This window comes from Flavobacterium sp. GW823-FHT06G12 (assembly GCF_058794775.1).
Genome location: NZ_JBXAHE010000005.1, coordinates 357,562 through 383,551, shown reverse-complemented (window position 1 = coordinate 383,551; position 25,990 = coordinate 357,562). Strand labels below are relative to the sequence as shown.

At 32.7% G+C, this 25,990-nt stretch carries 19 protein-coding genes and 2 tRNA genes; 12 read left to right on the top strand and 9 right to left on the bottom strand.

From position 1 onward, the window contains the following. Nucleotides 1-1,017 precede the first annotated feature (1,017 nt). Nucleotides 1,018-2,529 (bottom strand): GH3 auxin-responsive promoter family protein, encoded by a 1,512-nt coding sequence (locus AC1Q5Z_RS20095; protein ID WP_286966057.1) that lies wholly within the window; start codon nucleotides 2,527-2,529, stop codon nucleotides 1,018-1,020. Nucleotides 2,530-2,771: 242 nt separating this feature from the next. On the opposite strand from AC1Q5Z_RS20095, the gene AC1Q5Z_RS20090 reads away from it, so the two are divergent. Further along, a complete protein-coding gene (locus AC1Q5Z_RS20090) occupies nucleotides 2,772-3,566 on the top strand; it encodes a DUF2797 domain-containing protein (RefSeq protein ID WP_343589493.1) in 795 nt (264 codons plus the stop codon). Nucleotides 3,567-3,812: 246 nt separating this feature from the next. Beyond that, complete coding sequence (locus AC1Q5Z_RS20085; RefSeq protein ID WP_343589495.1) at nucleotides 3,813-4,895, top strand: glycosyltransferase family 9 protein; 1,083 nt, start codon at nucleotides 3,813-3,815, stop codon at nucleotides 4,893-4,895. A gap of 126 nt (nucleotides 4,896-5,021) precedes the next feature. Here the strand turns inward: AC1Q5Z_RS20085 and AC1Q5Z_RS20080 are convergent, their stop codons facing one another. From AC1Q5Z_RS20080 to sppA, 3 genes are all read right to left on the bottom strand, one after another. Then, nucleotides 5,022-7,625: an AsmA family protein gene (locus tag AC1Q5Z_RS20080; protein ID WP_492446562.1), complete on the bottom strand. Its 2,604-nt coding sequence runs from the start codon at nucleotides 7,623-7,625 to the stop codon at nucleotides 5,022-5,024. Between the two features lie 174 nt (nucleotides 7,626-7,799). Further along, nucleotides 7,800-8,747 (bottom strand): alpha/beta hydrolase family protein, encoded by a 948-nt coding sequence (locus AC1Q5Z_RS20075; protein WP_492446560.1) that lies wholly within the window; start codon nucleotides 8,745-8,747, stop codon nucleotides 7,800-7,802. A gap of 10 nt (nucleotides 8,748-8,757) precedes the next feature. Continuing rightward, a complete protein-coding gene (gene sppA / locus AC1Q5Z_RS20070; RefSeq protein ID WP_343589501.1) occupies nucleotides 8,758-10,515 on the bottom strand; it encodes a signal peptide peptidase SppA in 1,758 nt (585 codons plus the stop codon). A 138-nt stretch (nucleotides 10,516-10,653) separates the two neighbouring features. On the opposite strand from sppA, the gene folK reads away from it, so the two are divergent. Beyond that, nucleotides 10,654-11,787: a 2-amino-4-hydroxy-6-hydroxymethyldihydropteridine diphosphokinase gene (folK, locus tag AC1Q5Z_RS20065; protein WP_198854417.1), complete on the top strand. Its 1,134-nt coding sequence runs from the start codon at nucleotides 10,654-10,656 to the stop codon at nucleotides 11,785-11,787. An 84-nt stretch (nucleotides 11,788-11,871) separates the two neighbouring features. On the opposite strand, the gene AC1Q5Z_RS20060 is transcribed toward folK, so the two are convergent. The 3 genes from AC1Q5Z_RS20060 to AC1Q5Z_RS20050 form a co-directional block, all read right to left on the bottom strand. Further along, complete coding sequence (locus tag AC1Q5Z_RS20060) at nucleotides 11,872-15,195, bottom strand: Ig-like domain-containing protein (RefSeq protein WP_492446558.1); 3,324 nt, start codon at nucleotides 15,193-15,195, stop codon at nucleotides 11,872-11,874. Nucleotides 15,196-15,310: 115 nt separating this feature from the next. Then, the gene (locus AC1Q5Z_RS20055; RefSeq protein WP_343589505.1) at nucleotides 15,311-15,844 is read right to left on the bottom strand and encodes an RNA methyltransferase; all 534 of its coding nucleotides are present in this window, start codon (nucleotides 15,842-15,844) and stop codon (nucleotides 15,311-15,313) included. 75 nt (nucleotides 15,845-15,919) lie between these two features. Continuing rightward, nucleotides 15,920-16,351 (bottom strand): DUF1573 domain-containing protein, encoded by a 432-nt coding sequence (locus tag AC1Q5Z_RS20050; protein WP_198854415.1) that lies wholly within the window; start codon nucleotides 16,349-16,351, stop codon nucleotides 15,920-15,922. A 159-nt stretch (nucleotides 16,352-16,510) separates the two neighbouring features. Here AC1Q5Z_RS20050 and mutS point away from each other — a divergent pair, with 159 nt between their 5' ends. From mutS to AC1Q5Z_RS20030, 4 genes are all read left to right on the top strand, one after another. Beyond that, entirely contained in the window at nucleotides 16,511-19,117 is a 2,607-nt protein-coding gene (gene mutS, locus AC1Q5Z_RS20045) for a DNA mismatch repair protein MutS (protein WP_343589507.1), read from the top strand. A 161-nt stretch (nucleotides 19,118-19,278) separates the two neighbouring features. After that, nucleotides 19,279-19,351 (top strand) — tRNA-Gly (locus AC1Q5Z_RS20040). Between the two features lie 15 nt (nucleotides 19,352-19,366). Next, nucleotides 19,367-19,452 (top strand) — tRNA-Leu (locus AC1Q5Z_RS20035). Between the two features lie 161 nt (nucleotides 19,453-19,613). Continuing rightward, nucleotides 19,614-19,997 (top strand): DUF1508 domain-containing protein, encoded by a 384-nt coding sequence (locus AC1Q5Z_RS20030; protein WP_492446555.1) that lies wholly within the window; start codon nucleotides 19,614-19,616, stop codon nucleotides 19,995-19,997. A 124-nt stretch (nucleotides 19,998-20,121) separates the two neighbouring features. On the opposite strand, the gene AC1Q5Z_RS20025 is transcribed toward AC1Q5Z_RS20030, so the two are convergent. Together AC1Q5Z_RS20025 and AC1Q5Z_RS20020 are read right to left on the bottom strand one after the other, a co-directional pair. Next, nucleotides 20,122-20,337 carry a PG1828 family lipoprotein gene (locus tag AC1Q5Z_RS20025; RefSeq protein WP_008467260.1) on the bottom strand — a complete coding sequence of 72 codons (216 nt, stop codon included), beginning with the start codon at nucleotides 20,335-20,337 and terminating at the stop codon, nucleotides 20,122-20,124. 338 nt (nucleotides 20,338-20,675) lie between these two features. Further along, nucleotides 20,676-21,905: a 3-deoxy-D-manno-octulosonic acid transferase gene (locus AC1Q5Z_RS20020; RefSeq protein ID WP_492446554.1), complete on the bottom strand. Its 1,230-nt coding sequence runs from the start codon at nucleotides 21,903-21,905 to the stop codon at nucleotides 20,676-20,678. A gap of 137 nt (nucleotides 21,906-22,042) precedes the next feature. Between AC1Q5Z_RS20020 and AC1Q5Z_RS20015 the strand changes: the two genes are divergently transcribed. The 5 genes from AC1Q5Z_RS20015 to AC1Q5Z_RS19995 all read left to right on the top strand — a co-directional run bounded on the left by AC1Q5Z_RS20015 (nucleotide 22,043) and on the right by AC1Q5Z_RS19995 (nucleotide 25,883). Beyond that, nucleotides 22,043-23,176, top strand: a complete 1,134-nt coding sequence (locus tag AC1Q5Z_RS20015) for a DegT/DnrJ/EryC1/StrS family aminotransferase (RefSeq protein ID WP_286969052.1) — start codon at nucleotides 22,043-22,045, stop codon at nucleotides 23,174-23,176. A gap of 2 nt (nucleotides 23,177-23,178) precedes the next feature. Next, on the top strand, nucleotides 23,179-23,619 hold the full coding sequence (locus tag AC1Q5Z_RS20010) for a nuclear transport factor 2 family protein (RefSeq protein ID WP_492446552.1): 441 nt from the start codon (nucleotides 23,179-23,181) through the stop codon (nucleotides 23,617-23,619). A 15-nt stretch (nucleotides 23,620-23,634) separates the two neighbouring features. Next, complete coding sequence (gene galE / locus AC1Q5Z_RS20005; protein ID WP_177210867.1) at nucleotides 23,635-24,651, top strand: UDP-glucose 4-epimerase GalE; 1,017 nt, start codon at nucleotides 23,635-23,637, stop codon at nucleotides 24,649-24,651. A 78-nt stretch (nucleotides 24,652-24,729) separates the two neighbouring features. Further along, entirely contained in the window at nucleotides 24,730-25,635 is a 906-nt protein-coding gene (locus AC1Q5Z_RS20000; protein WP_492446549.1) for a DMT family transporter, read from the top strand. A gap of 47 nt (nucleotides 25,636-25,682) precedes the next feature. Continuing rightward, a complete protein-coding gene (locus AC1Q5Z_RS19995; protein ID WP_492446548.1) occupies nucleotides 25,683-25,883 on the top strand; it encodes a hypothetical protein in 201 nt (66 codons plus the stop codon). Nucleotides 25,884-25,990 lie beyond the last annotated feature (107 nt).

The following is a 25,990-nucleotide window of genomic DNA, read 5'->3' as shown; positions in this document are numbered from 1 at the left end:
TCACACTAGCAATTCCACAATCAAAATAAAAAAACAAAACCTCAGTTTTCTTCAAAAAAGAGCTGAGGTTTTTTCATTTGAGCATGCCCCTTCGGGTCGGGCTATCCGTTGCAATCTTTTGTACCGAACCTCGCCGCAAAAGGATTTCCACTTCTATCCCTCATGCGGGTTTAGTGGAATTAGCGTTATTATGAACCTTCATAAAAGAGAGTTAAGAAATCTAAATTAAGTTTTGTGATTTATCTGTCTTTTATACGTGTTGTAATTATCTTCATAGAAATAAAAATAACTTCTAAAAACTTTATTATATAAGACATTGTTATGAATGTCAAATGAAAAAGGAGAACTCGTGCCTAATTTTATATATATATATTCAATAATTTTTCGGCAACAATAAAGTCATCTTTTTTCAAACATCTTATTCCGAAAAAGAACATATCATTTTGATCCGTTGGATCTTTTTGTAAATCAAAATATGCAAATACTTGTTCATCATTTTTTGAATGTATAACTTCAACATCATGATTGTTTTGATCTTGATATTTCGTTATTAAAAACGTTTTTTCAAAATTTATATTTAAAAAATTAAGTAATTCAGCTATTTCTGTGCCATCTAAATTAGTTTCCCAATATGAATTTTCAACATTTAAAATTTCAAAAAAACAAGCATAAAAATAAAATTCTACATAATTTAAAGTATGCGAAAGGTTCTTTATTCCGTAATGTAAGTTCTATATCCTCTGAATTCATGATTACTATTTTCTCGATTCCAACTCTCGTTTAATTTCTTTTAAATTTTTCAGATTTAAATAAAGGATAAACAACAAAGCAACCGGAATAATATTCATTGCGCTAAAACCTTTCATAAAAACAATGAATATATTAAGAACAAATAAGACAAAAAGGACAACACAAAATATAGCATTGACAGTTTTTAATGTCTTCTGATTTTTTATCAGCTCCTCAGTAGTCAGGTCACTAAATTTTGTTTCTTTCATCTCTATTAAATAAAATTGTTTAACACATTTCCTTTAACTGTTCCAAATAATCTCTCTGATTGGATAGCCTCGGAATTTTATGTTGTCCGCCCAATTTATCTCTTTCTTTCAACCAGTCATAAAAAAGATTTTCGCGAGCAACATTAATTACCAAAGGATTCAAAGTCATATTATTGTAGCGTTTTGCTTCGTAATCTGAGTTTAAAGTTTGCAATGTTTCATCTAAAACCTTTTGGAAAAGACCAACATCGGCTGGATGTTTCTTAAATTCGATCATCCATTCGTGTGCGCCTTTTTCTTTGTCGTGCATAAAAATAGGAGCAACGGTATAATCTATAACTTCAGTCTGCGTAACCTGGCAAGCTTTTGCAATTGCTTGATCGGTGTTTTCTACCATTAACTCTTCACCAAAAACATTGATATGATGTTTTGTTCTTCCTGTAACTCTAATCCTGTACGGATTCAGTGATGTAAAACGAACCGTGTCACCAATCAGATAACGCCACAAGCCAGAATTTGTTGTGATAACAATAGCATAGTTTTTATTCAATTCTACATCTGCTAAACGAATTACTTTTTGGTTTGGAGTTCCAAAAGTGTCCATTGGAATAAATTCGTAGAAAATTCCGTAATCCAACATTAGCAATAAATCACTTGAATTATTTAAATCCTGAATCGCAAAAAAGCCTTCAGAAGCGTTATAGATTTCGTAGTATCTAAAATCTTTGCTTGGCAGCAGTTTTTTGTATTGTTCTTTATAAGGAGAAAAACTTACGCCACCATGAAAGTAAACTTCCAAATTTGGCCAAAGTTCCAATAAACTTTGTTTTCCAGTATTTTCTAAAACTTTATTCATTAAAACCAGCATCCAAGAAGGAACTCCTGCAAAACTGGTTACGTTTTCATTTTTTGTTTCGTTAATGATGGCAGCGATTTTAGTTTCCCACTCGCTCATAAGTGAAGTTTTACTGCTTGGTGTGCTGCTAAATTCAGCCCAAATTGGCATATTTTCAATTAAGATTGCCGATAAATCGCCAAAGAAAGTATTGTTGTTTTCGTAAATTTGAGAGCTTCCTCCTAAACGAAGACTTTTTCCTAAAAACAATTCAGAATCTTCATTATTATTCAAATAAAGGCATAAAAGATCTTTGCTTCCTTTATAGTGGCAATCTTCCAGCGCTTCGTTACTTACAGGAATAAATTTGCTTTTTGCATTTGTTGTTCCGCTAGACTTAGCAAACCATTTAATTGGTGTTTCCCAAAAAACGTTCTGCTCACCCAAACGTGTGCGCTCAATTAATGGTTGCAATTCTTCATAAGTCGCAATAGGAACTCTTTCTGCAAAGGTCTGATAGGAATTGATACTCGAAAATTCATATTGTTTTCCAATAACTGTATTTTCAGATGCCGTCAATAAGTTGTGCAATAATTCTTCTTGAACTTCATTTGGGTATTTTAAAAAAAGCTCTATTTGATGAATCCTTTGTTTTAGGACCCATGATGCAAACGAATTGATAATAGATAAAGGCATGAATTTGGTTTTTAGTTAACTAATTTTAGGTTTTAAATCTCACAATCTATAGTAAAACTAAAAACTTAAAATTTGAATATCGAGAGACAAGTAGTAACTTTGTATTCATATCAAAAATAATATTTTTTTGTAAAAAACAATTCGATTTGAAGTAAAGATTCTACCCAATAAGTCGAATTTTAACACAAAAAACTTTAAATCTTTTAATAAATCCGAATCAGCAATTATAAATAAAAATACGAATGCAATATCAAGGCGTACTGACAAAAATGCAAACTGAACTTGGAAGCCCAATCCAATATTATTTGGTCTTTGAAGATAGTTTCTTAAATGTTAATCAATTATTAGATAAAGAAATTGAAATCAATTTTGTAGGCTGTCAATGCTTAAATTGTGGTAAAAAGAAAAAAATATACCGACAAGGTTTTTGTTACGAGTGTTTTTATTCAAGTCCTGCTGTTGGAGATTGGATTATGAGACCAGAATTGAGTACAGCGCATTTAGGAATTGCAGATAGAGATTTAGAATATGAATCTAAAGCGCAATTGCAACCGCATATTGTATATTTGGCTTCGGCATGCGAAATAAAAGTTGGTGTAACTCGCAAATCACAAGTTCCAACTCGTTGGATCGATCAAGGTGCTTCTCAAGCTATTGCAATTGTTGAGGTTCCAAATCGATATCTAGCAGGAATTACAGAGGTCGCTCTAAAAGATCATTATACAGACAAAACCAACTGGAGAAAAATGTTGCAGAACTCTGTTCAAAGTTTTGATTTAATTGCAGAAAAAGCGAAGATTGAAAGTTTGATTCCAGCAGAAGTTAAAGATTATTTTTATGCACAAAAAAATGATGTTTACGAGCTTCAATATCCTGTTTTGAGTTATCCAGCCAAAGTGAACAGTTTGAATTTAGATAAGACACCTTCTTTCAGCGGAAAATTAACTGGAATTAAAGGTCAGTATTTATTATTTGAAAACGGAACTGTCTTTAATATTCGAGGATCAGAAGGTTATGTGGTTACAATAAACGTCTAGATTTATTGGGAGATTGTCGATGTTTTTAGTGTAACTATCTAATTGTTTGTTGATTACAGAATAATTTATTGTAATTTTATATCGCTTCCAAAAGCAAAAATGTGAATATTGATACATTTGGTTACAATTTTGTAACAAATGCTTATTGGAAGAATTTATTTTTAGAAAATAAAAGAGACTAGATTTGAGTCTGTCACTTTTTCTAAAATTTAATTAAGATTTTATAATTCGTAAATTATTCCATAAATGAGTGTTTTAAGCAAAATAAATGTACATAGGCGTAGCATAATGCGCAACCTGACTAAGAATGTTGGAAAAACAAATATGCAGAACGATTTTATTTTGGTTGATAAAAGCGAAATTAAAAGAGTTCTTATTTGTAGGCCAAATGGAAGGTTAGGAAACCTTTTATTAATTACGCCACTTGTTCAGGAAGTGTCTGAAATGTTTCCAAATTGTAAAATTGATTTATTTGTAAAAGGAACATTAGCGCCTATTATTTTTGAAAAATACGATACTGTCGACAAAATAATCCATTTGCCTAAAAAGCCATTTAAAAGCTTAATTGCCTATTCAAAGGTTTGGATTTCGTTAAAAAAAACTCCCTATGATCTAGCGATTAATGTAGATCAAAACTCTTCTTCAGGCCGATTAGCGGTTCAGTTCTCAAATGCCAAATACAAGTTTTTCGGAGATTCAAATGATGAAATCGCAGAGAAAAAAAGTGATTTTGAACATATTGCAAAGTATCCTGTTTATAATTTTCGAAATTATTTGGCAAAATTGAGATTGCCAACAAGTAGTAATAAAATAATTGCTCCTTTAGATCTTAAATTAACAGCTTCTGAAATTTCAGAAGGAAGAAAAATATTAGGAGAACTAACAAATAACGACAAAAGAACAATCTGCATTTTTACCTACGCAACAGGTGCAAAATGCCTTTCAGAAGAGTGGTGGGAAAAGTTCTATTCTCAACTTACCGCAGAATATAAAAACTACAATATTATTGAGATTTTACCTGTAGAAAATGTATCTCAAATCGCATTTAAAGCTCCGACATTTTATAGTAAAGATATCCGAGAAATAGGATCTGTTATTGCAAATGCCGATTTGTTTATTGGGGCCGATAGTGGAATTATGCATTTATCAAGCGCAGTGCATACACCAACAATTGGGCTGTTTTCGGTATCTAATTTGAAAAAATATGAACCTTATGATAATTGTAGTGTTGGAATAGATGTTAATCTGTACACGAAAAAAGAATATATAAAAACGATAAATTCAATTTTGAGTAGCGGTACCTTAAATATTTATTCGAGAGCAATATAGAAACAAAAAAAAATCCTGTTCGAAAGAACAGGATTTTTTTTGTTTCTAAGTTTCTAAGTTTCTGAGTTTCTGAGTTTCTGAGTTTTTTTTTAGAGAAACTCAGAAACTTAGAAACTTAGCATCTTTCTAAGGATTCTTCTTCTTAAACAATCCATTCAACAAATCACTTGCTTTTTTAGTCACTTCTTGAGTTTTTTGCTCTTTTTCAGTTTTAGCAGCTTGAGTTGTATCTTTTGCTTTTGTGTTTTTGTTGATTAAATCTGTAAGCGCTGATGTTCCTTTTTGAGTAAGTTTTTCTTTTTGCTGATTAACCAATTGTGTAGTCAAATTGCTTACGGCAGTTTTCATATCGGTACTGATTTTCGGATTTGAAAAATTGCCAGTCAAAGAAGCATTGATTGGTATATTATCTAGTTTTGCAGCATCTGCAGGAGATAATTTCGCAATTAAATTGTTGGCTTCGGTTCCTAAATATTTAGCAGGAACATCAAACTTAATCGTGTAATTCATTGTTTGGTCAAAACCGTGAGTTCCGCCAATTGTAGCTTTAATGTCTTGATATTTAATATCGAATGGTTTTACATTTACTTTTCCATTCTCAAAAGACAATGCCATTTTCAAATCGTTTAGATTCAATTTGTTTAAATCTAAGAACTTAACATTTGAAGTAAGCGAATTTAAAACTGTAGAGTTTTTAGCATTTACAGTAGTTGATAATAATTGGCCTAATAAATCTCCTGATATTGATTTTAAATCTGGAGTCAATTCTTTGGCGTCCAAATTACCATTCAATTTAATAGTCGAATTTAATTTACCGTTAATGATTCCTGCAATTGGAGCGATCTTTTTCATCATATCCAATTGTGTAAAAGTCTGTGCGATATCAACTTGATTGAATCCTAAATTCATATCAAAAGTTGGCACTTTTTCTTTTGTAGAAACAGCTCCATTAAGTCCAATTGATCCGCCGAAGATATTTGTTTTAAAGTTTTCAAGAGTAGCTTTTTCGTCTTTAATAATCAATCTTCCAGCAACATCTTGAAGTTTTAAGTTGTCGTATAAAACAGTTGTAGCTTTTGCATTTAATGTACAATTTAAGAAAGCCGGAATCTTCATTGCATCAGCTGGTTTTGCAGGAGTTTTGGTTTCTTCTTTTGCAGGTTCGCCAGAGGTCATAAAGTCATCAACAGCCAATTGTTTAGAACTCATATTAAAGTTTCCTTTAAGTTCTTGTTTTTTAAACATAAAACCATAGAAATTCTCTAAAACTCCATTAATGCTGATATCACTTTTTCCAGTTGTAGCATCAAATTGTTTTAAGTTGATCTTACTCGGATTAAATTCAACCAAAGCCGTGCTGATGTTCATCGATTTGTTGTTTTCGTCGGTATATTTAAATCCTGACAAACTCATTGTACCAGCATTTTTGATATTTTGATATTCGCTTTTTTCTACAGAAGCCATATCAAAGTTTGTTATAACGTCAGCTTTTAAAATACCTGCTAAAGGTTTATCCATTTTAATTGGATATGCTTTAGAAAGATTAGCCAAGTTGATTGTTCCTTTTAAAGCTGCGTCAACAATTGGATTTACAGTTATGTTTTTGATATTCGCTTTAGCGTTAAAAACATCTTGATCAATTCTAAAAGACAACTTATCTAGATTGACATAAGTATCATTTAAGATTCCAGTTTCGTTGATGATTTTGGTGTCAATTACAATATTTTGAACCGATTTTGGAAGATTAGGATATTGGAAAGAAGAATTGTTTGAAGCGATTTCGATATTAAATTTAGGAACCGTAGTGTCTGTCAATTCACCTTTTGCAAAACCATTTACAGTAAAATCTCCAGTCGTTTTTACACCTTCTAAGCTAGATGCATAAGCCGAAGGAATTAAACCTAAGAAATTGGTAAACGATGAAGTAGGGGTTTTAAATTTCAAATCATAAATCTGCGCTTTTTCAGCCATTTGAATAAATCCGTCAAACTCTAAAGGCAATTGATTGATAAGAGCCTTGTTTTCTTTAAAAGTATATTTGCTTTTTTCTAAATCAATTCCAAGAACAGCATCTAAAGTTAGTTTTACATTTTTCATGTAATTCATTTTATCCATGTCCAATGAAACTTTTGCAGAAGATTTTGTTGTTAAATCTAATTTTGAATTGGTAAAATCTCCAGTTCCTTCGTGGTTTAAACTATCAATTACCATTCTAATTTTAGAACCTTGATCGATATATCTAAAAGTAAAATTCTCGATTTTATAATTCTGAATTTTCAATGCAAGTGGTTTGCTTGCTTCGTCTTTCGTTTCTTCTTTTTTGTCTTTTAAGGCGATATCGAAGTTTCCTACACCATCTTTATTGAATATAATGTTTATTAATCCGTTTGTTGAACTAATTCCCTGAATGCTTAAGGGTTCATCTTTTCCTTTAAAAAGTTCTTTCACGCTCATTTTTAAATTTAGTTGGCCTAAAGAAACCAGCGTGTCGCCTTCAAAAGGAGCTTTGTTGATAATAACTAATTTCTCGATTCCAACTGTTGCGTTAGGGAAATTCTTGAATAAACTTAAATCTGCATCTGTAAAACTTACTTTAGCATCAACACTTTCATTGATGGCTTCAACGATTTTAGCCTTGATTTGATCTTTAAATAAAAACGGAATGGCAAATAATGCAGCAACAAATACCACAATGACTATGGCACTTATTTTTAAAACTTTTTTTAGCATATAAATAGATTTGAGGGTTTAACGTGTTAAAATCGACTCTTGCAAAAATAGTTTTTTTTACTAGAGTTTGAAGATAAAGTTTTTTTAATTACGTAAGAATTTTATTAAAATTTTCATATAAAAAAATCCGTTAAGAACTATTTTCAAAACGGATTTTTTAGGGTGTTTATTTTATTATTTCTGAATAAATGAAACTATTTTTTCAACTAGGATTTCAGAAATAGGAAGTGTTTCATTATTGTAACTGGCTAAATTATCTTCCTGATTGCCATCAATGATTTTCATAATATGATTCATCTTGTCAATTATCTGTAGATCTACATTTTTATTAGCTTGTTTTAAATTTTCTGCATCTTTTACAGCAATCTGCATGTCATTATTTCCTTGCAGGATTAAAACTGGAATAGTAAGCTTTTGAATTTCGGTCTGCGGATTGTATTTAAACCAAGAAATCAAATAGGGCTGAATGCTTGGCCTGAAAAGAGAATTAAGCATAGGATCTACTTTTTTAACTTCAAATCCGTTTTTTAAACTATCAATAATAGGGAAGGTCAAGTCATTAAGTGGTTTCATTGACTTGGCGCCAATTTGAGTTTTTAAGATTTGATCTGCAGGTTCGCCTGCGCCTGCAATAGAAACAAACTTATCTGCTTTTGTACTGGCCACCATTCCAATCAAAGAGCCTTCACTGTGACCGATTATAATTACTTTAGAAAAACGCTTGTCCTGTTTTAAATAATTAATCCAGCTTTTGGCATCTTGAATATAATTTTCAAAAACCAGACTGCTTTCAGATCCGCCAGCTGCTTTGCTTTCTCCAATAGCTCTTTTATCGTATCGCAATGATGCAATTCCGTTTTTAGCCAAAGCTTCTGCCAGCATTTTTAACGAGTTGTTTTTCATCATCGGATTGTTCCCGTTTCTATCCGTTGGACCAGAACCGGCAATAATTAAAGCAACCGGAAATTTTTTGGTCAAATCTGGAGTTGTCAGCGTACCAAAAATCTGATCGTTGTTAATCTTTAATATTGCTGGTGTTTCCTTAAACGTGGTTTCTTTTTTGTCTTGAGCGTTTATGAAACTCCAAAACAAAACCGTCAAAAAAAGAATTATTTTATTCATCTTAATTCAATTAATAAATATTGATTCCGTAAGGCAATATTGCTTGCACTCCTTTTTGTTTTTGAAATTTCTTAACCTGCTCTAGAAGTAGGTAATTTTCTTCTCCAATTTCTTCTTTTATAAAAGCTTCTTTAGATTTTGCAAAAGGTAGATTTCCTAGCAAATCGTTAAGTGTTTTTTCATATTCAGGATAATTTTGAGTGCTATATTTTTTTAGTTTAGCAATTTTAGCTGCTTCAGCAATCGCGTCATTTAATCCGCCAATTTTATCAACTAAACCAATTTTTAAAGCTTCGGTTCCAGACCAAACTCTACCTTGAGCAATTGAATCAACTTGTGAAAAAGTCATTTTACGTCCTTCTGCAACATGAGTAACAAACGTGTTGTAGATTTTTTCGACTCCTTCTAAAGTAAAAGCTTTAAATTTCTCGTCTACAGGCAAGAACGGACTATAGTTTGCTGCGTTTTCATGAGTTTTAACCTGCTCAGAATTGATTCCTAATTTATTAGCCAACGGACTAAAATTTGGCAACATTCCAAAAACTCCAATAGATCCTGTAATAGTATTGTTTTCAGCAAATATTTTATTGGCGTTGCAAGCAATATAATAACCGCCAGAGGCAGCATAGTTACCCATAGAAACGACAACTGGTTTTACTTTTTTTGTAACTTCAATTTCTCTCCAAATTAAATCAGAAGTAAGAGCACTTCCGCCTGGGCTGTCAATTCTAAGAACGATAGCTTTAACGTCATCATTTTTTCTGGCTTCTTGCAAAGAACGTCTCATAGAGCCTTCTCCAATTGTGTTTACATCTCCTTCGCCGCTTCCGATTTCGCCTTGAGCGTAAATAATCGCAATTTGATCGCTTGAAGCATTATCTAAAGCTGTTGCTAAGTGATTTTGAGTATAATCTGAGATTGAAATTTTATTGTAATCTTCATCTTTATCTACTTTCAGCGCTTTTCTAATGGCATCGTGATAAACATCTTCGTAAGCAACAATATCTACTAAATGCTGTTCTTTTGCCATTTCTGGAGTTCTAGCCAAAAGTCCGTTTGCAATTTCGTTTAGTTTAGGTAACGGAATATTTCTGCTTTTTGAAATATCAGCAGAAACGGTTGTCCAAATTGAGTTTAAAAGTGCGGTTATCTGTTCTCTGTTGGCATCGCTCATTTTATTATCTAAGAAAGGCTCAACGGCACTTTTGTATTTTCCGTGACGAATAACTTCCATATGGATTCCAGATTTATCTTGGAAATCTTTGAAAAACATAACTTCAGAAGAAAGACCTTTAAAGTCTAAATCTCCGGCAGGATTTATATAAATAGTATTGGCAACAGAAGTTAAATAATATTCTTTTTGCGAATAAGTATTGGCGTAAGCCCAAACAAATTTACCCGATTTTTTGAAGCTTTCTAGAGCGTTTCTTAAATCTTTATATTGCGCAAGACCAAGAGAAGATTCATCATTTAAAATCGAAATTCCTTTAATGTTGTCGTCTGTTTTTGCTGCTTCAATAGCATTGATTACATCGGTCAAACCTATGCCTTTTTTGTCTGAAAAGACACTTACCCAAGGATCTTTGTATTTTCCTGCGTAATCGTTTTTAATTTCTTTTAAATTGAATTCAATAACCGAATCCGATTTAACAGAAACACTGTCGTCTCCACCAAAAACAACTCCGATAAAGATTGCTCCAAAAAAGAAGAGCATGATAAAAATAAAAATACCGATAACTGTGGCAATTACATTTCCTAAAAACTTCATATGTATATTTTTTTAATAAGTAGCAAAAAACGTCAAAACGTTACAAAAGAGACATCTAAATTTCTGATTGGATTTGAGACGTCGTTTCACAAATATATTGGTTAATTCTAAAATAGTTTTAGTTAATTTGCATTAATTATGAAATTACAGCATCAAGTCGTTTTATCGATAGGCAGCAACCAAGGCAGCAGACTAGAAAACATTCAGAATTGTATTGATTTGATACATCAAAATGTGGGGACTGTTATTGAGGTTTCTAAACTTTATGAAACTCCTGCATGGGGTTTTGAGAGTGATGCTTTTTATAATTGTGCGCTTCTTTTGCATACCAATTCATCTGCGCAAAAAATATTAAATCAAATTTTAAAAGTCGAAAAAGAATTAGGAAGAATCCGCTTGAATCAAGAAGGATATCAGTCTAGAATTATTGATGTTGATTTAATTGCTTTTGATGATGAAATAATAGATACAGAAAAACTTCAGGTTCCGCATCCACTAATGCAAAACAGAAATTTTGTTTTACTTCCGATGCAAGATTTAAAGTTAGATTGGAGGCATCCAATTTTGCAAAAAACAATTCCTGAGTTGATTGCAATTACTCCAGATGAAAGTGTTTGTACAGTTGTGCAAAAGTTGAAAAGCCCGATTGATAAAATTCCTTTAAATCAATTCAATTATGTTGCTTTTGAAGGAAATATTGGAGCGGGAAAAACTACTTTGGTGCATAAAATTGCAGAAGATTTTAACGGAAAAACAGTTTTAGAACGATTTGCAGACAATCCGTTTTTGCCAAAGTTTTACAAAGACCAAAACCGATATGCATTTCCGTTGGAAATGTCTTTTTTAGCCGACCGCTATCAGCAATTAGCCGATGATTTGGCGCAATTTGATTTATTTAAAGATTTTATAGTTGCTGATTATCATATTTTTAAATCGCTGATTTTTGCCAAAATAACGCTTGCAGAAGATGAATATCGTTTGTATAGAAATCTATTCGACATTATTTACAAAGAAATGCCAAAGCCAGATTTGTATGTTTATTTGTATCAGAATACGGAAAGATTGCTGCAAAACATTAAAAAACGCGGACGTATTTATGAGCAGAATATAGAAGCAACATATTTAGAAAAAATCAATAACGGTTATCTCGAATACATAAAATCTCAAACCGATTTAAATGTTTTAATAATTGATGTTTCTAATCGCGATTTTGTAAAAAAACACGAAGATTACCTTTATATACTGAATGAAATTAAGAAGAAATTGGATTAAATGTGTCAATCAGAAAATTTGATAATTAGAAAATTCCAAAAACAATTCTCTAATTATCAAATTGATATATTCTCTCATTAAAAACTATCTTTTCAGAGTAAAATGCCCTCTTAAAACTGGCATTGAATCATCTACTTTTAAAGCATACCAATAATCTGAAGCAGGAAGTGGAATTTGATTTAAAGTACCGTCCCAGCTCATTTTAAAACGGCTTAATTGTGCGACTAGTTTTCCATAACGGTCAAAAATCATAACTACTGCTTGAGGATAATTTTCCATTCCAGTTACTTCCCAAACATCGTTGTACGTATCGTTGTTTGGTGTAAAAAATAGAGGAAATACAAGTACTACAAATTGTTTAGTAGTTCCTCCACATCCGCTTTTTTCTCTAGCATAAGCCGTCTGAAGTCCGCCGGGAACATCATAAAAGATAGTTGAATCTTGAAAATTTACGCCATCTACAGAATATTCAAAATAGTCTTCGGCTTTTACAGGATAAATAATAGCTCTAGTTCCTTCAACATCAACACGTGCAATCTGCGGAACTTTATGTTCTTCTACTGTGATTGTTTTTGTACTCGTACAATTTTCTGGAGACGGACTTGTTACAGCAACAGTGTATTTTCCGCCGGTATTGACACTGATAGTTTGAGTTGTAGCGCCATTTGACCATAAATAATTCATTCCAGAAATTCCAGCATCTAATGTCATGGATTGAAATTGGCACAAAGGCAAAGTTTCATCAGAAACAGCTGGTGGAGTATAAATCTCAATATTTATTGGAATCCTAGTCGTATTTATACAAGTACCGTTTGATGCTTCAGCATAATAAGTTGTGTTTGATGAAATTTTTGGAGTTGTAAAAGCGGTACCCATATAAAGACTCGTTCCACCAGTTGCTGTATCGTACCAGTTTATAGATCCAACATTTGAAGTTGCTTTAATGGTTAAAGAACCTGGACCGCAATTAGTGTAAGTATCTTGCTCTGCAATAGGATCTGAGGGAGTTGTATTTACAGTTGCTTTTACCGATTTACGATTTGATTCGCAGCCAGCATCAACATAATATGTTGTAGTTGTACTTAATGTCGGAGTAGTGTAGGTGGAACCTGTTGCTAATAAATTTCCGCCAACCGCAGCATCAAACCATCTGATTGTTGCTCCAGCACTTGCACTTGCATTAAAGGTAAAACTTCCAGAATCACAAACAGGAGTTGGATCAATGGCAGGTGTTGCAACAGGAATTGTGATTTTAGTGCTGGTTGCAATCTCTAATGGAGCTTCTCCTGGCATTCCGCCATATTCTACAATATATCCTTTTGGTTGATAAGCATCACCAGGTGTAAGTGAACCAGTATTTGATAAATCATTCCAAGAGCCTTGTATTCCAACACCGGGTTGAGTGATGTGCGCATAATCTTCATCACCTTGGTTGTTTGGCTCTCCTGTGTTCCAGAAAGCAAAATTTGGTGTAGAGCCATTTGCGTTTCCATTCCAAAAAATAGTTCCTGCTTCAGGACCTGTAACCCATTTCCAAACACCTTCTGTTTCGGCATCACTTCCTCCAATCCATCCGGTTCCAGAAGCTTGTTCTCCAATTAATTTAGCTTCATCTGCAGATAAAATAGTTGCTAAATATCCTTTAAGGCCATAATAAGTACGAGTTGCTGCTGCATCTCGTGCCGCCGTCCATGTAATGGCAATATTTGGAACATATTCGTAATAATGTTGTGTAGATGGTAAATAATTTGCCTTGCCCATTGTTATAGAAAATGTTCTAATTCCAGAAGCTGTCGCAGAAGAATTTGTGAAAACTACATCTTTAATAGCATCAACATAATCAGAATATAAAACATCAGCTCCCGTCGGACTTGATAATGTTAGTTTTCCTGCCACGGCATCCCAGCTTGTAATAATAGTTGGGTGCGAGGTAGGATTTGAAAGTTCAAGTTTGTCAAAACCGCTTGAATATCCTGAAGAAACTTGAATGTAGATGGCTTCAGTTCCTGTTTCTAAAGGGTCATGAGTTATCGTGACATCTGTTACAATTTTTATAGTACCCTGTGGACAGTACAATTGGTCGCCAGTGGCTTTGATTACTGGCGGAGCAATAGCAGAAAATTTACTGCAATCGTTAGAATAACTAGCTGTAGCATCTTTGTAAGTAGACCATCTGGTATCGGAATAGTTTGCATCGTCTACCTGAATGCACTTAAGGCTTGGGTTGGAGACTAAACTTAAATTGTAAATAGATGTATTGTTTCCGTTTTTTAAATTTAAAGAAGTTAATGAATTGCTATTGCAAATAAAAGAGGCTAATTTAGGATTCTTAGAAACATCTAAAGAAGTTAATAAGGTGTTAGAGCAATATAATTGTGTAAGTTTAGGATTTTTAGAAACGTCAATGCTAGGAACATTTGTTGAGCTAAATCGCAATATCTCTAATGCGCCATTGTTTGTAACATCTAGATTTGATATAGAATTGCTACCAATATTTAAATTGTTTAAGCTTGAATGTTTGGTTACATCAATACTAGTTAGTTGATTGTTGCCAGCATCTAGAGCAAATAATTGAAGATTTTTAGAAATATCCAAGACACTTACCTTATTACTGTTTAAAGCTAAAGATTTTAATATGGTGTTATTGCTGACATCTAAACTTGTAATTTCATTGACATCACATGTTATGCCTTGAATAATTGTGTTTTGGCTAACATCGAGACTAGTTAATTTGTTGAAACTAGTAGATAGAAAATCCAATTTTGTGTTTTTACTAATATTAAGACTTGTTAGTTGATTGTAGTTAGAGATTAAAGAGGTTAATGCTACATTATTAGAAAGGTTTATATCTGTTAATTTGTTTCTGTCAAAATTTAAAATTTCTAAAGCTGTATTTTGGGTTACATCTAGATCTGTAAAATTATTGCTGCCACAACTAAAAACCCTTAAAAGTTTATTGTTGGAAACATTTATGCTGTTTAATTTATTGCCAACGATATGCAATTCGGTCAGATTGATGTTTTTTGATACATCAAGACTTGTTAGATTATTGTAATAGCAACTTAAGTACTTGAGTTTTGTATTTTTGGTAATATTTAAAGAACTGATTTTGTTGTTCCTATTAGGATCATTGTTAATTACCCCCAAGTCCAAGCTTTCTAAATTTGTAAAGTATTCAATTCCTGTTAAATCTAGAATATTTTTTCCTCGAAGCTCTAATGTTTTTAAATTTATAATGTTTGCAGTCAGGACTTGACCGTCAATAGCTCCACTATCAATATTTAAATCGATTAAAGCTTGTTCAAAATTAGAGTCAGGAATGGAAGTATATTGTTGTGCAGAACCAATAAAATTGGACAGCAGTAAAATGAATAAAAAAGATATTTTTAGAGAGTAATTATTTTTCATTTTATAAAAGTATCACTTTTATAATAATAAAAAAATATATTTACATTTCTAACAATTTAAGGCTTAAAAATATTTTAAAATCACATTTTTTTAATAAAAACAGAGAAGGATTTTATTAAGGCCAGTTCATTTTTTGAAACAAATCCCAAACCACAATTCCGGCGCTTACAGAAATATTTAGAGAGTGTTTTGTTCCTAATTGTGGAATCTCAATACAGCCATCACAAATTGCAACAGCTTCTTGAGAAACGCCATAAACTTCATTTCCGAAAACTAAGGCGTATTTCTGATCTTTTTCAATTTTAAAATCTTGAAGAAAGACAGCACTTTCAACTTGTTCGATAGCCATTGTTAATACATTTTCTTTCTTTAAGTTTTCAATAACTTCCAGAACACTTTCGTGATGTTCCCAAGCAACAGTTTCAGTCGCGCCAAGAGCAGTTTTATGAATTTCTTTATTTGGAGGAGTTGCTGTAATGCCGCAAAGAATTATTTTTTCAATCAAAAACGCATCAGCAGTTCTAAAAACAGAACCAATATTATGCAGACTTCGAATATCGTCTAAAACTAATATTAAAGGGGTTTTCTCCGATTTTTTAAAATCTTCAATTGATTTACGGTCTAGTTCGCTGTTTTCGAGTTTTCTCATTGTTTTTAAATTGTAGTCATAAAAAAAGCTTCCAAAGATAAGGAAGCTTTTTGATTATTTTAAATGTTTCTCAGATTAGCTTTTTACTGGATCTGGTAAAACTGTACCTTTAATAGTAAGGATTTTTGTTGGTTGTCCTTCTGCGTTAGAAGTTACAGTTACAGTTTTTGTAAAAGCACCAACTCTGTCAGTAGCATATTTTACACCAATAACACCTTTAGCTCCTGGAGCGATTGGTTCTTTTGGAGTAGTTGGAACAGTACATCCACAAGATCCTTGAGTGTTAGTGATAATTAATGGTTTTGTTCCATTGTTAACAAAAACGAATTCACGTTTTCCATCAGCATTGTGTGCGATAGTTCCGTAATCAATAGTTTCTGTTTCGAAAAGCATTCCAGCTCCTTCAACTTTAGCAACTTTCTCAGCTTTAGCTTTTTTAGTTGTTTGTGCATTAGTAGCTGTGATACCAGCTACAGCTAACATAGCGAATAAGATTATTTTTTTCATCTTTAAGGGTCTTTTTTTTAAATGATAAACAAAGCTATATAAAATTCTTAAATCACAACCTAAAAATATCTTAAATTATTTTAATTTTTGAAGCTTTCGATATACCACTAAAAAAGCATAAATTCGCTGTCTTAATTTTTTCATTTAAAATATAATAATTTGGCAGCTAAAGAAAAAGTGGTGAAAGAAACACCTTTAATGAAACAGTACAACGAGATCAAGGCTAAATATCCTGATGCATGTCTGCTTTTCAGAGTAGGAGATTTTTATGAAACCTTTGGAGAAGACGCCATTAGAGCTTCTAAAATTTTAGGGATAACCTTAACTAAAAGAGGAGCTGGATCTGATACAGAAACAGCATTAGCAGGGTTTCCACATCATTCTGTAAATACTTATTTGCCAAAATTGGTAAAAGCTGGGCTTCGTGTAGCAATCTGCGATCAGTTGGAAGATCCAAAAATGACGAAAACTATTGTAAAAAGAGGTGTAACGGAGCTTGTAACTCCTGGAGTTTCTTTAAACGATGAGGTCTTACAGTCAAAATCGAATAACTTTTTAGCATCTGTTTATTTTGCGAATAAAAATATCGGAATTTCATTTTTAGATGTTTCGACAGGAGAGTTTTTAACGGCTCAAGGAAATGCAGAATACATCGATAAATTATTGCAAAACTTTAATCCGAGTGAGGTTTTAGTGCCAAAGAATAATAAAGGCGATTTTAAAACTGCTTTTGGAGAAGATTTTCATAGCTTTTATTTAGAAGATTGGATCTATAAAGAAGATTATGCATTAGAAACCTTAACAAAGCATTTCCAAACGAATTCCTTAAAAGGATTTGGTGTCGAAGAATTGAAAGAAGGAATTATTGCTTCTGGAGCAATTTTGTACTATTTGTCAGAAACACAGCATAATCGTGTGCAACATATTACAGCGATTCAGCGTATAGCAGAAGATGCTTATGTTTGGATGGATCGCTTTACGATTAGAAACTTAGAGTTATATCACAGCTATAATCCAAATGCAGTTACGCTTTTGGATGTTATCGATAAAACGCTTTCTCCAATGGGAGGGCGTTTATTAAAACGTTGGTTAGCATTGCCGTTAAAAGATGCTAATAAAGTTAAAAGCCGTCATGAAGTTGTGGCGTATTTAAAATCTAATCCTGAAATCCTTCATAATATCCAATATCAAATCAAGCAGATTTCAGATTTAGAACGTTTAATTTCTAAAATTGCTGCTGGAAAAGTTTCTCCTCGTGAAATCGTGTATTTAAAGGAATCTTTGGATGCCATTATTCCAATTAAAACTCTTGCGTTAGAAAGTCCGCAGGAAGCAGTAAAAGTTATTGGAGACAGTTTGCATGCTTGCGATTTGCTTCGTGAAAAAATTAAGACTACACTAAATCAAGATGCTCCAGTTGCTATTTCAAAAGGAAATGCTATTGCGAGCGGAATAAACGAAGAACTGGATGAACTTCGTGCGATTTCGACTTCAGGAAAAGAATTTTTAGAAGGAATTGAAAAAAGAGAATCTGAAAGAACTGGAATTTCGTCATTGAAAATTTCTTTTAATAATGTTTTCGGATATTATATCGAAGTTAGAAACACGCATAAAGATAAAGTCCCAGAAGAATGGATTCGTAAGCAGACTTTGGTAAATGCAGAGCGATATATTACCGAAGAATTAAAAGAGTACGAAACGAAGATCTTAGGAGCTGAAGAAAAAATCTATAAAATAGAAAGTGAGCTTTTTGAGCAATTGGTAGCTTGGATTTCTACTTATATCAAACCAGTTCAAATGAACGCGTATTTGGTTGCGCAATTGGATTGTTTGTGTTCGTTTACGCAAATGGCTGTCGAAAATCAATATGTGCAGCCTGAAATCGATGATACATTCGAATTGGATATCAAAAATGGAAGACACCCTGTAATTGAAAAGCAATTGCCAGTTGGAACGCCGTATATTGCCAATGATGTTTTCTTAGATAGAGAAACACAGCAGATTATTATGATTACCGGGCCAAACATGTCGGGTAAGTCGGCGATTTTAAGACAAACGGCTTTGATTGTGCTTTTAGCTCAAATGGGAAGTTTTGTTCCTGCTGATAGTGTTAGAATGGGAATCGTAGATAAGATTTTTACTAGAGTAGGAGCTTCAGATAATATTTCGATGGGAGAATCTACTTTTATGGTAGAAATGAACGAAACAGCTTCTATTTTGAATAACTTATCAGATAGAAGTTTGGTATTGTTAGATGAGATTGGAAGAGGAACAAGTACTTATGATGGAATCTCAATTGCTTGGGCAATTGCGGAATTCTTGCACGAGCATCCAGGAAGAGCAAAAACACTTTTTGCAACGCATTACCACGAGCTAAATGAAATGACAGAATCGATGCCGAGAATCCAAAATTTCAATGTGGCAGTAAAAGAGCTTAAGGATACTGTTTTATTTGTTAGAAAACTGGTTAAAGGAGGAAGCGCACATAGTTTTGGAATTCATGTGGCTAAAATGGCAGGAATGCCTCAATTGGTTATTTCAAAAGCGCAAAAGCTTTTAAAGAAATTAGAAAAGAATCATTCAAGTGATGCTTTAAACGGAATAAAATCTGCAAATGAAGAAATGCAGATGAGTTTCTTTAATCTAGATGATCCTTTGTTGGAAGAGATAAAAGAAGAAATTTTAAATCTCGATATTAATGCAATTACACCAGTAGAAGCGCTGATGAAATTGAATGAGATTAAAAGAATGCTGGTAAAGAAATAAATTTTAAAAATTTTTCAAATTTAAACTTTAGGTTATCAGAACGTTATAAAATAAGTGGATTTTTTTTTGAAAAAACGCTTGTGTAATTGAATAAATGTCCTAAATTTGCACTCGCAATACGAAACAAAACAAGTGTTGCAGTTCTTAATAAATTTGAAAATGCGAAAATAGCTCAGTTGGTAGAGCGCGACCTTGCCAAGGTCGAGGTCGCGGGTTCGAGCCCCGTTTTTCGCTCTAAAACCATACAATGCTCGGATGGTGAAATTGGTAGACACGCTGGACTTAAAATCCAGTGAACAGCAATGTTCGTGCGGGTTCAAGTCCCGCTCTGAGTACTAAAGCCTCTTCTTTTGAAGAGGCTTTTTTTATTTGCAGACTTGCAGAAGATAAATTTACGCAGTAAATTTATTAGAATCTCAGAATCTCAGAATCTCAGAATCTCAGAATCTCAGAATCTCAGAAAAAAAATCAACAATCTAATATCTAAAATTTATAAATGGGTGCTTTTGTAATTAGCAAGCGATTTAATGATGAATATAAGTTTACGTTTACTTCTCGAAAAGGGAAGGTGATCTTTACGAGTTTGAGTTATGAATTACGATTTGAATGTGAAGAGGATATTGAAAAGTTTAAAGCGAATATAGAGCTTGCGAAATTCTTGAAGTTTAAAGGTTCTGGAGGAAAGTATTTTTTTAAATTGATGCTAGGTGAGGTTCATTTTGCTACAAGTCGAAAATACAGCACGGAATTGCTTTTGCAGAAAGGGATAAAAGAAATTGTAACATATTCTTCTAAGTCGGAAATTTTGGATTTCTCTTCGAGTGAGTCGATTTTTGGAGATGATGAGGTTGAAGAAGAAATGGAAGAGGCGGCTGAATAAATAAAAAAAAAGCGTTCATAATTTATGGACGCTTTTTTTTGTTGCTTGTGAATTAATGTAAAAATTAATCACAAAAAAAACCATCTAAAAGATGGTTTTAAAATCGTTAGAACTTAGGTTCTAATTATTTTTTTACTTCTTCTACTTTAGCAGCAGCAGAATCAACTTTAGCAGCAGCAGAATCAACAGTTGCAGCAGCAGAATCAACAACAGCAGCAGCTGAATCAACAGCAACAGCAGTAGAATCTACAGCAGGAGCTTCAGCAGCAGCGTCAGCTTTTTTACAAGATACAACAGTTAATACAGCAACAACAGCTAAACTTAAAAATACTTTTTTCATCTTACTTTATTATAAAAGGTTAATTATTAATTCGTGGCAAAGATATAAATTTTTTAATATGTAAAATATTTTTTCACTTTTTTTTTAAAATATTTTCCTTACTCACGTTTATCTTATTTATCAAAGAATATGCCAAAACTACAAAATTTTCTTAAATTATCTAATTTATAGGCTAAATAATTTTTTGTTGAATATTCTTTATAAAAATGGGCTATTTTATTTCTCTGATTAATGGTTTTTCTGATTTTTTAAGACTATTTATTTAGGTTTTCAAATGTAAAAAGTGGTCTTAATTGTTTTGTTTTTCTAAATTTAATACTTTTTATTGGTGCAAAAGGCTATACAACTAGTTTTATGATAGTCTCGGTTGCACCTTTGTTGGTTTGAATGAATGATCTAGAGATTTTGCTTTTTTCTTCTAGAAAGTTTTTGTCGTTCAATAATCTATCAAAAATTTCTTTTAGTTCCGAACTTGTTGATATTGGTATGCAACCTCCAATTTCGACTAAGGCGATAGCTTCTGCAAAATTTGAATAATTAGGGCCAATTACGATTGGCATTCCAAAAGTTGCTGGTTCAAGAATGTTGTGTATTCCAGGATTTCCAAATCCGCCACCTACATATGCAATCGTTCCGTAACTATAAATCTTGGTTAAGATTCCGACAATATCAATTATAAAAACATTGTAGCCGGATAGGTCTTTGTTTTCTTTTTCTGAAAATAAAATTGTCGACTTTGTAATTTTTGATTGAAGATCTGTAATCTGATCTGGCTTTATATTGTGCGGAGCAATTATGAATTTTACGTTTTCTGACGCCTGATTGATGTATTCGGCTAGCAAAGCTTCATCTTTTGGCCATGAGCTTCCAATAACAATTGTCTGCTGATTGTTTTTGAAGTTTTCTATATAATCCAAACGATTGTCTCTTTCTAAAATAGCATTTACACGATCAAAACGGGTGTCGCCAGAAACAATTACATTTTTAAAACCTAAACTTTCGACTTTTTCTTTCGATTTTTCATTTTGAACAAAGAAATAAGTAAAAGCTTTTAAGGCATTTCTGTAAAATCCGCCATACCATTTAAAGAACATTTGATTGTCTCTAAAAATTCCTGAAATCAAATAAGTTGGAGTTTTATGGTCTTCAAGTTCTTTTAGATAATTAAGCCAAAATTCATATTTAATAAAGAATGCTTTTTCTGGATGAACAAGTTTGATGAATTTTTTTGCGTTGCTTTTAGTGTCCAATGGGAGGTAAATGGTAACGTCAGCAACTGTATTATTTTTACGCACTTCGTATCCAGATGGTGAAAAAAAGGTTACAATAATTTTATGGGAAGGATATTTCTCTTTGATTTTTTCTATAACAGGAAGTCCTTGCTCATACTCTCCCAAAGAAGCAGAATGAAACCAAATCGTTTTGTCTTCTGGTTGTATTTTTTCTTTTAGTGTGCTAAAAACACTTTTTCGGCCTTCTACAAAAAGCTTAATTTTCGGACTAAACAAGGATATGATTCTTAAGAAAAATCCTGCGATATATATGGCTAGATTGTATAAAAAAAGCATGTAATTTTTTTTGCAGCTAAATTACATTTCTTTCGACTATTTTCATTGGTTTGAAGCTATTAATAACTATTTTTGTTCTTCCTTTTAGAGATTTCTGTCCGAAAACAGTGTCTTTAATTTTTTTAAATACATTCAAAATGAAAAAAATACAAATGGTTGACTTAAAGAGTCAATACGAAAAAATAAAATCTACTGTAGACGCTTCAATTCAAGAAGTTTTAGATACAAATACTTATATCAACGGACCTTTAGTTCATCAATTTCAAAAGAATCTTGAAGATTATTTAGGTGCAAAACACGTTATTCCTTGTGCTAACGGTACAGATGCGTTGCAGATTGCCATGATGGGATTAGATCTGAAACCAGGAGACGAAGTGATTACTGCAGATTTTACTTTTGCTGCAACTGTTGAGGTTATTGCATTGTTGCAATTAACTCCAGTTTTGGTTGATGTTGATTTGCATAATATGAACATCGATATCGAAGCGGTTAAAAAAGCAATTACACCAAAAACAAAAGCGATTGTTCCGGTTCATTTATTTGGACGTGCAGCTAATATGGATGCAATTATGGAAATTGCTAAAGAGCATAATTTATATGTAATTGAAGATAACGCTCAAGCAATTGGTGCAGATTATATTTCTAAATCTGGATCAAAAGTGAAAGTAGGAACAATTGGCCACGTTGCGGCAACTTCATTCTTTCCTTCTAAAAACCTTGGATGTTATGGAGATGGAGGAGCAATTTTTACAAATGATGATAAACTAGCACACATCATCCGCGGAATTGTAAATCACGGAATGTATGAGCGTTACCACCACGATGTTGTGGGAGTGAATTCTCGTTTGGATAGTATTCAAGCAGGAGTTTTAAATGCTAAATTACCGTTGTTAGATGAGTATAATGCAGCGCGTCGTTTGGCGGCAACAAAATACAATGCAGCATTTGCTGGAAATGCAAAAATTATCACTCCAGATTTTGATGCAAACGAGAATGATCACGTTTTTCATCAATACGTTTTAAGAATTTTAGACGCAGACAGAAATGCTTTAATGCAGCATTTATTAGATAAAGGAATTCCGTGTGCAATTTATTATCCAATTCCATTGCATTCTCAAAAAGCATATTTAGATCCTCGTTATAAAGAAGAGCAATTTCCGGTTACAAACCAATTAGTACAGGAAGTAATTGCTTTGCCAATGCACACAGAACTTGACGACGAACAAATTAAATTTATTACCGATTCTGTTTTAGAATTTTTGAATAAATAAAGATGAGAAAAGTTAGTCTTTTAATTTTAATGATTCTTTTACAGTTTTCGGTTTTGGCTCAAAAAACGAATTCTAAAGAAGAGAATGCCGTTAGCGGTCAAGTCGAAATTTTGCGTCAGGCAATGATTGATGCTGATGGAGCGAAATTGAAAGCGCTAACTTCGGACAAATTAAATTATGTCCACTCAAATGGTAATTTTCAAAACCAAGCTGAATTTATAGAAGGAATCGTAAGTGGAAAATCTGATTTTGTTTCGATCGATTTTCAGAACCAAACTATAACTATTCAAAATGATGTTGCCATAGTTCGACATGTTTTATCGGCTCATACCAAAGACGATGGAATAGATCGAGATATTAAAATAGGAATAATGCTCGTTTGGCAGAAACAAAAAGGCAAATGGGTTTTAATTGCTAGACAAGCTTATAAATTAACTACATAAAACAACCACAAAAAAATGAAAGTATTAGTAACAGGAGGATTAGGATTTATCGGTTCTCACACCGTAGTCGAATTACAAAATGAAGGCTTCGAAGTGGTGATCATTGATAATCTTTCTAATTCTTCAGAAGATGTTTTAAAAGGAATTACCGCGATTACAGGAAAAACGCCTTTATTCGAGAAAATTGATTTAAGAGAGAAAAGTGCCGTTCGGGATTTTTTTAAAAAACATAATGATGTTACTGGTGTCATTCATTTTGCCGCTTCAAAAGCAGTTGGCGAAAGTGTTGAACAGCCTTTATTGTATTATGAAAATAACATTAGCAGTTTAGTTTATCTTTTACAAGAATTACAGCAAAAACCTGAAGCAAGTTTTATTTTTAGTTCTTCTTGTACGGTTTACGGTCAAGCCGAAAAAATGCCGATCACAGAAGATGCTCCGGTTCAGGCAGCAATGTCTCCATACGGAAACACAAAACAGATTGGAGAAGAAATTATTACAGATACAGCTAAAGTTACCAATATCAGTGCTATTTTATTGCGTTACTTTAATCCAGTAGGAGCACACGAATCTGTTGAAATTGGAGAATTACCATTAGGAGTTCCGCAAAATTTGGTTCCGTTTATTACACAAACTGGAGTAGGATTGCGTCAGGAATTATCGGTTTTTGGAAATGATTATCCAACACCAGACGGAACTGCTGTTCGTGATTACATTCACGTCGTAGATTTAGCAAAAGCACACGTAATTGCTTTACAGCGTTTGTTAAACAAAAAGAACTTGGCAAAAGTAGAAACTTTCAATTTAGGAACAGGAAAAGGAAGTTCTGTTCTAGAGGTCATTCATAGTTTTGAAAAAGTCAGCGGTAAAAAACTGCCTTACAAGATGATGCCTCGTCGTGAAGGTGATATTACTGAAGCTTATGCAAATACAGATAAGGCAAATAATGTCTTAGGATGGAAGGCTGAACTAAGTTTAGACGAAGCAATGGCAAGTGCTTGGAAATGGGAACAAAAAGTGAGGAACAAATAGTTTTTTAAATAAAATTATAAATTTTTAAGATCCCAAATTATAGCAATATAGTTTGGGATTTTTTTTAACGGGCATTTTATGAAACAGAATTTAGATTATAAATTAATTATAGCCCTTGCAGCCGTTGGAATTGTTTGGGGTACAACATTTTTAGGAATTAAGGTAGCAGTTGAAACGATCCCGCCTTGGTTTGTAACTTCAATTCGTCAGGGACTGGCGGGATTGATTATGATGACGATTTTATTATTCAAAAAAGAATTAGAATGGATTGGTTGGGAGAATTTCAAACAACAGCTTATAGCTTCGGTTTTAATGCTTGTGATTGCAAATGGTTTTACAACAATTGCAGAGCAGAATATCCCAAGCGGACTAGCGTCGGTCATAAATGCGCTGACTCCAATTCTTATTTTCTTGAGTAGTATTATGTTTGGATTGCAAAAAATGAGTTTAAAGGGATTTACTGGAGTGATTATTGGTTTTTCTGGTGTAGTTTTTATTTTTAAAGATGGACTTGTATCGTTTTTAGATGCCAATTACAGAACAGGAATGATGTTTATGGGATTTGCAATTTTGGCTTGGGCAGCAGGGACAATTTATACCAAAACGCATGCTAATAAATCGAAGAATATAACTCTTAATTTATTTTATCAATTTACAATCGCATCTTGCATTCAGTTAGTTTTGGCTTCGATTTTTTCGCCAAATCCTGACTTTAGTTCGTGGAGTACAAGAAGTATTTTTGCGGCTTTGTATTTATCAATCTTTGGATCTGTGATTGCTTTCTTCTGTTATAATTATGCTTTAAAACATGTTACAGCAGTTCAAGTTTCTATTTTGTCCTATATCAATACTATAATTGCGGTTTTCTTGGGCTGGTTGCTTTTGGATGAAATAATTACAATTGATTTTATTATTGCTACAGCTCTTATTATCCTTGGGGTTTTTATTGTAAATTACAAAAAGAAGGAAAAGAAAGCTGTATAAATTTTGATTCAATTTATTTTGTAAATTTGTAAGATTAAAATGTAGGAATGATGAGTTCGGATAAAGAAAATAAAAAGAATAACAAGGTCGAAGAACCAAGAGTAGAATACGAAGTTCAAAAACCAAGGCGACAAGGTATAGATCTCGAAACTTTTGATTTTGATGCTGAGTTTGCAAAAGGGTTAACACCGGAGGAGTTTAAAGCTGAAATGTCTAAAAGAATAAAAGCTTATCCTTGGAAAAAATAATTTTTTAAAATAGCGTTCTAGAATATTTTGATAATTTAGTTTTTGTTCTTTTTGAAAAAGAGTATTTCGGGTTCGTTGAGTCAGCCCAAATTTATATCAACAAAATA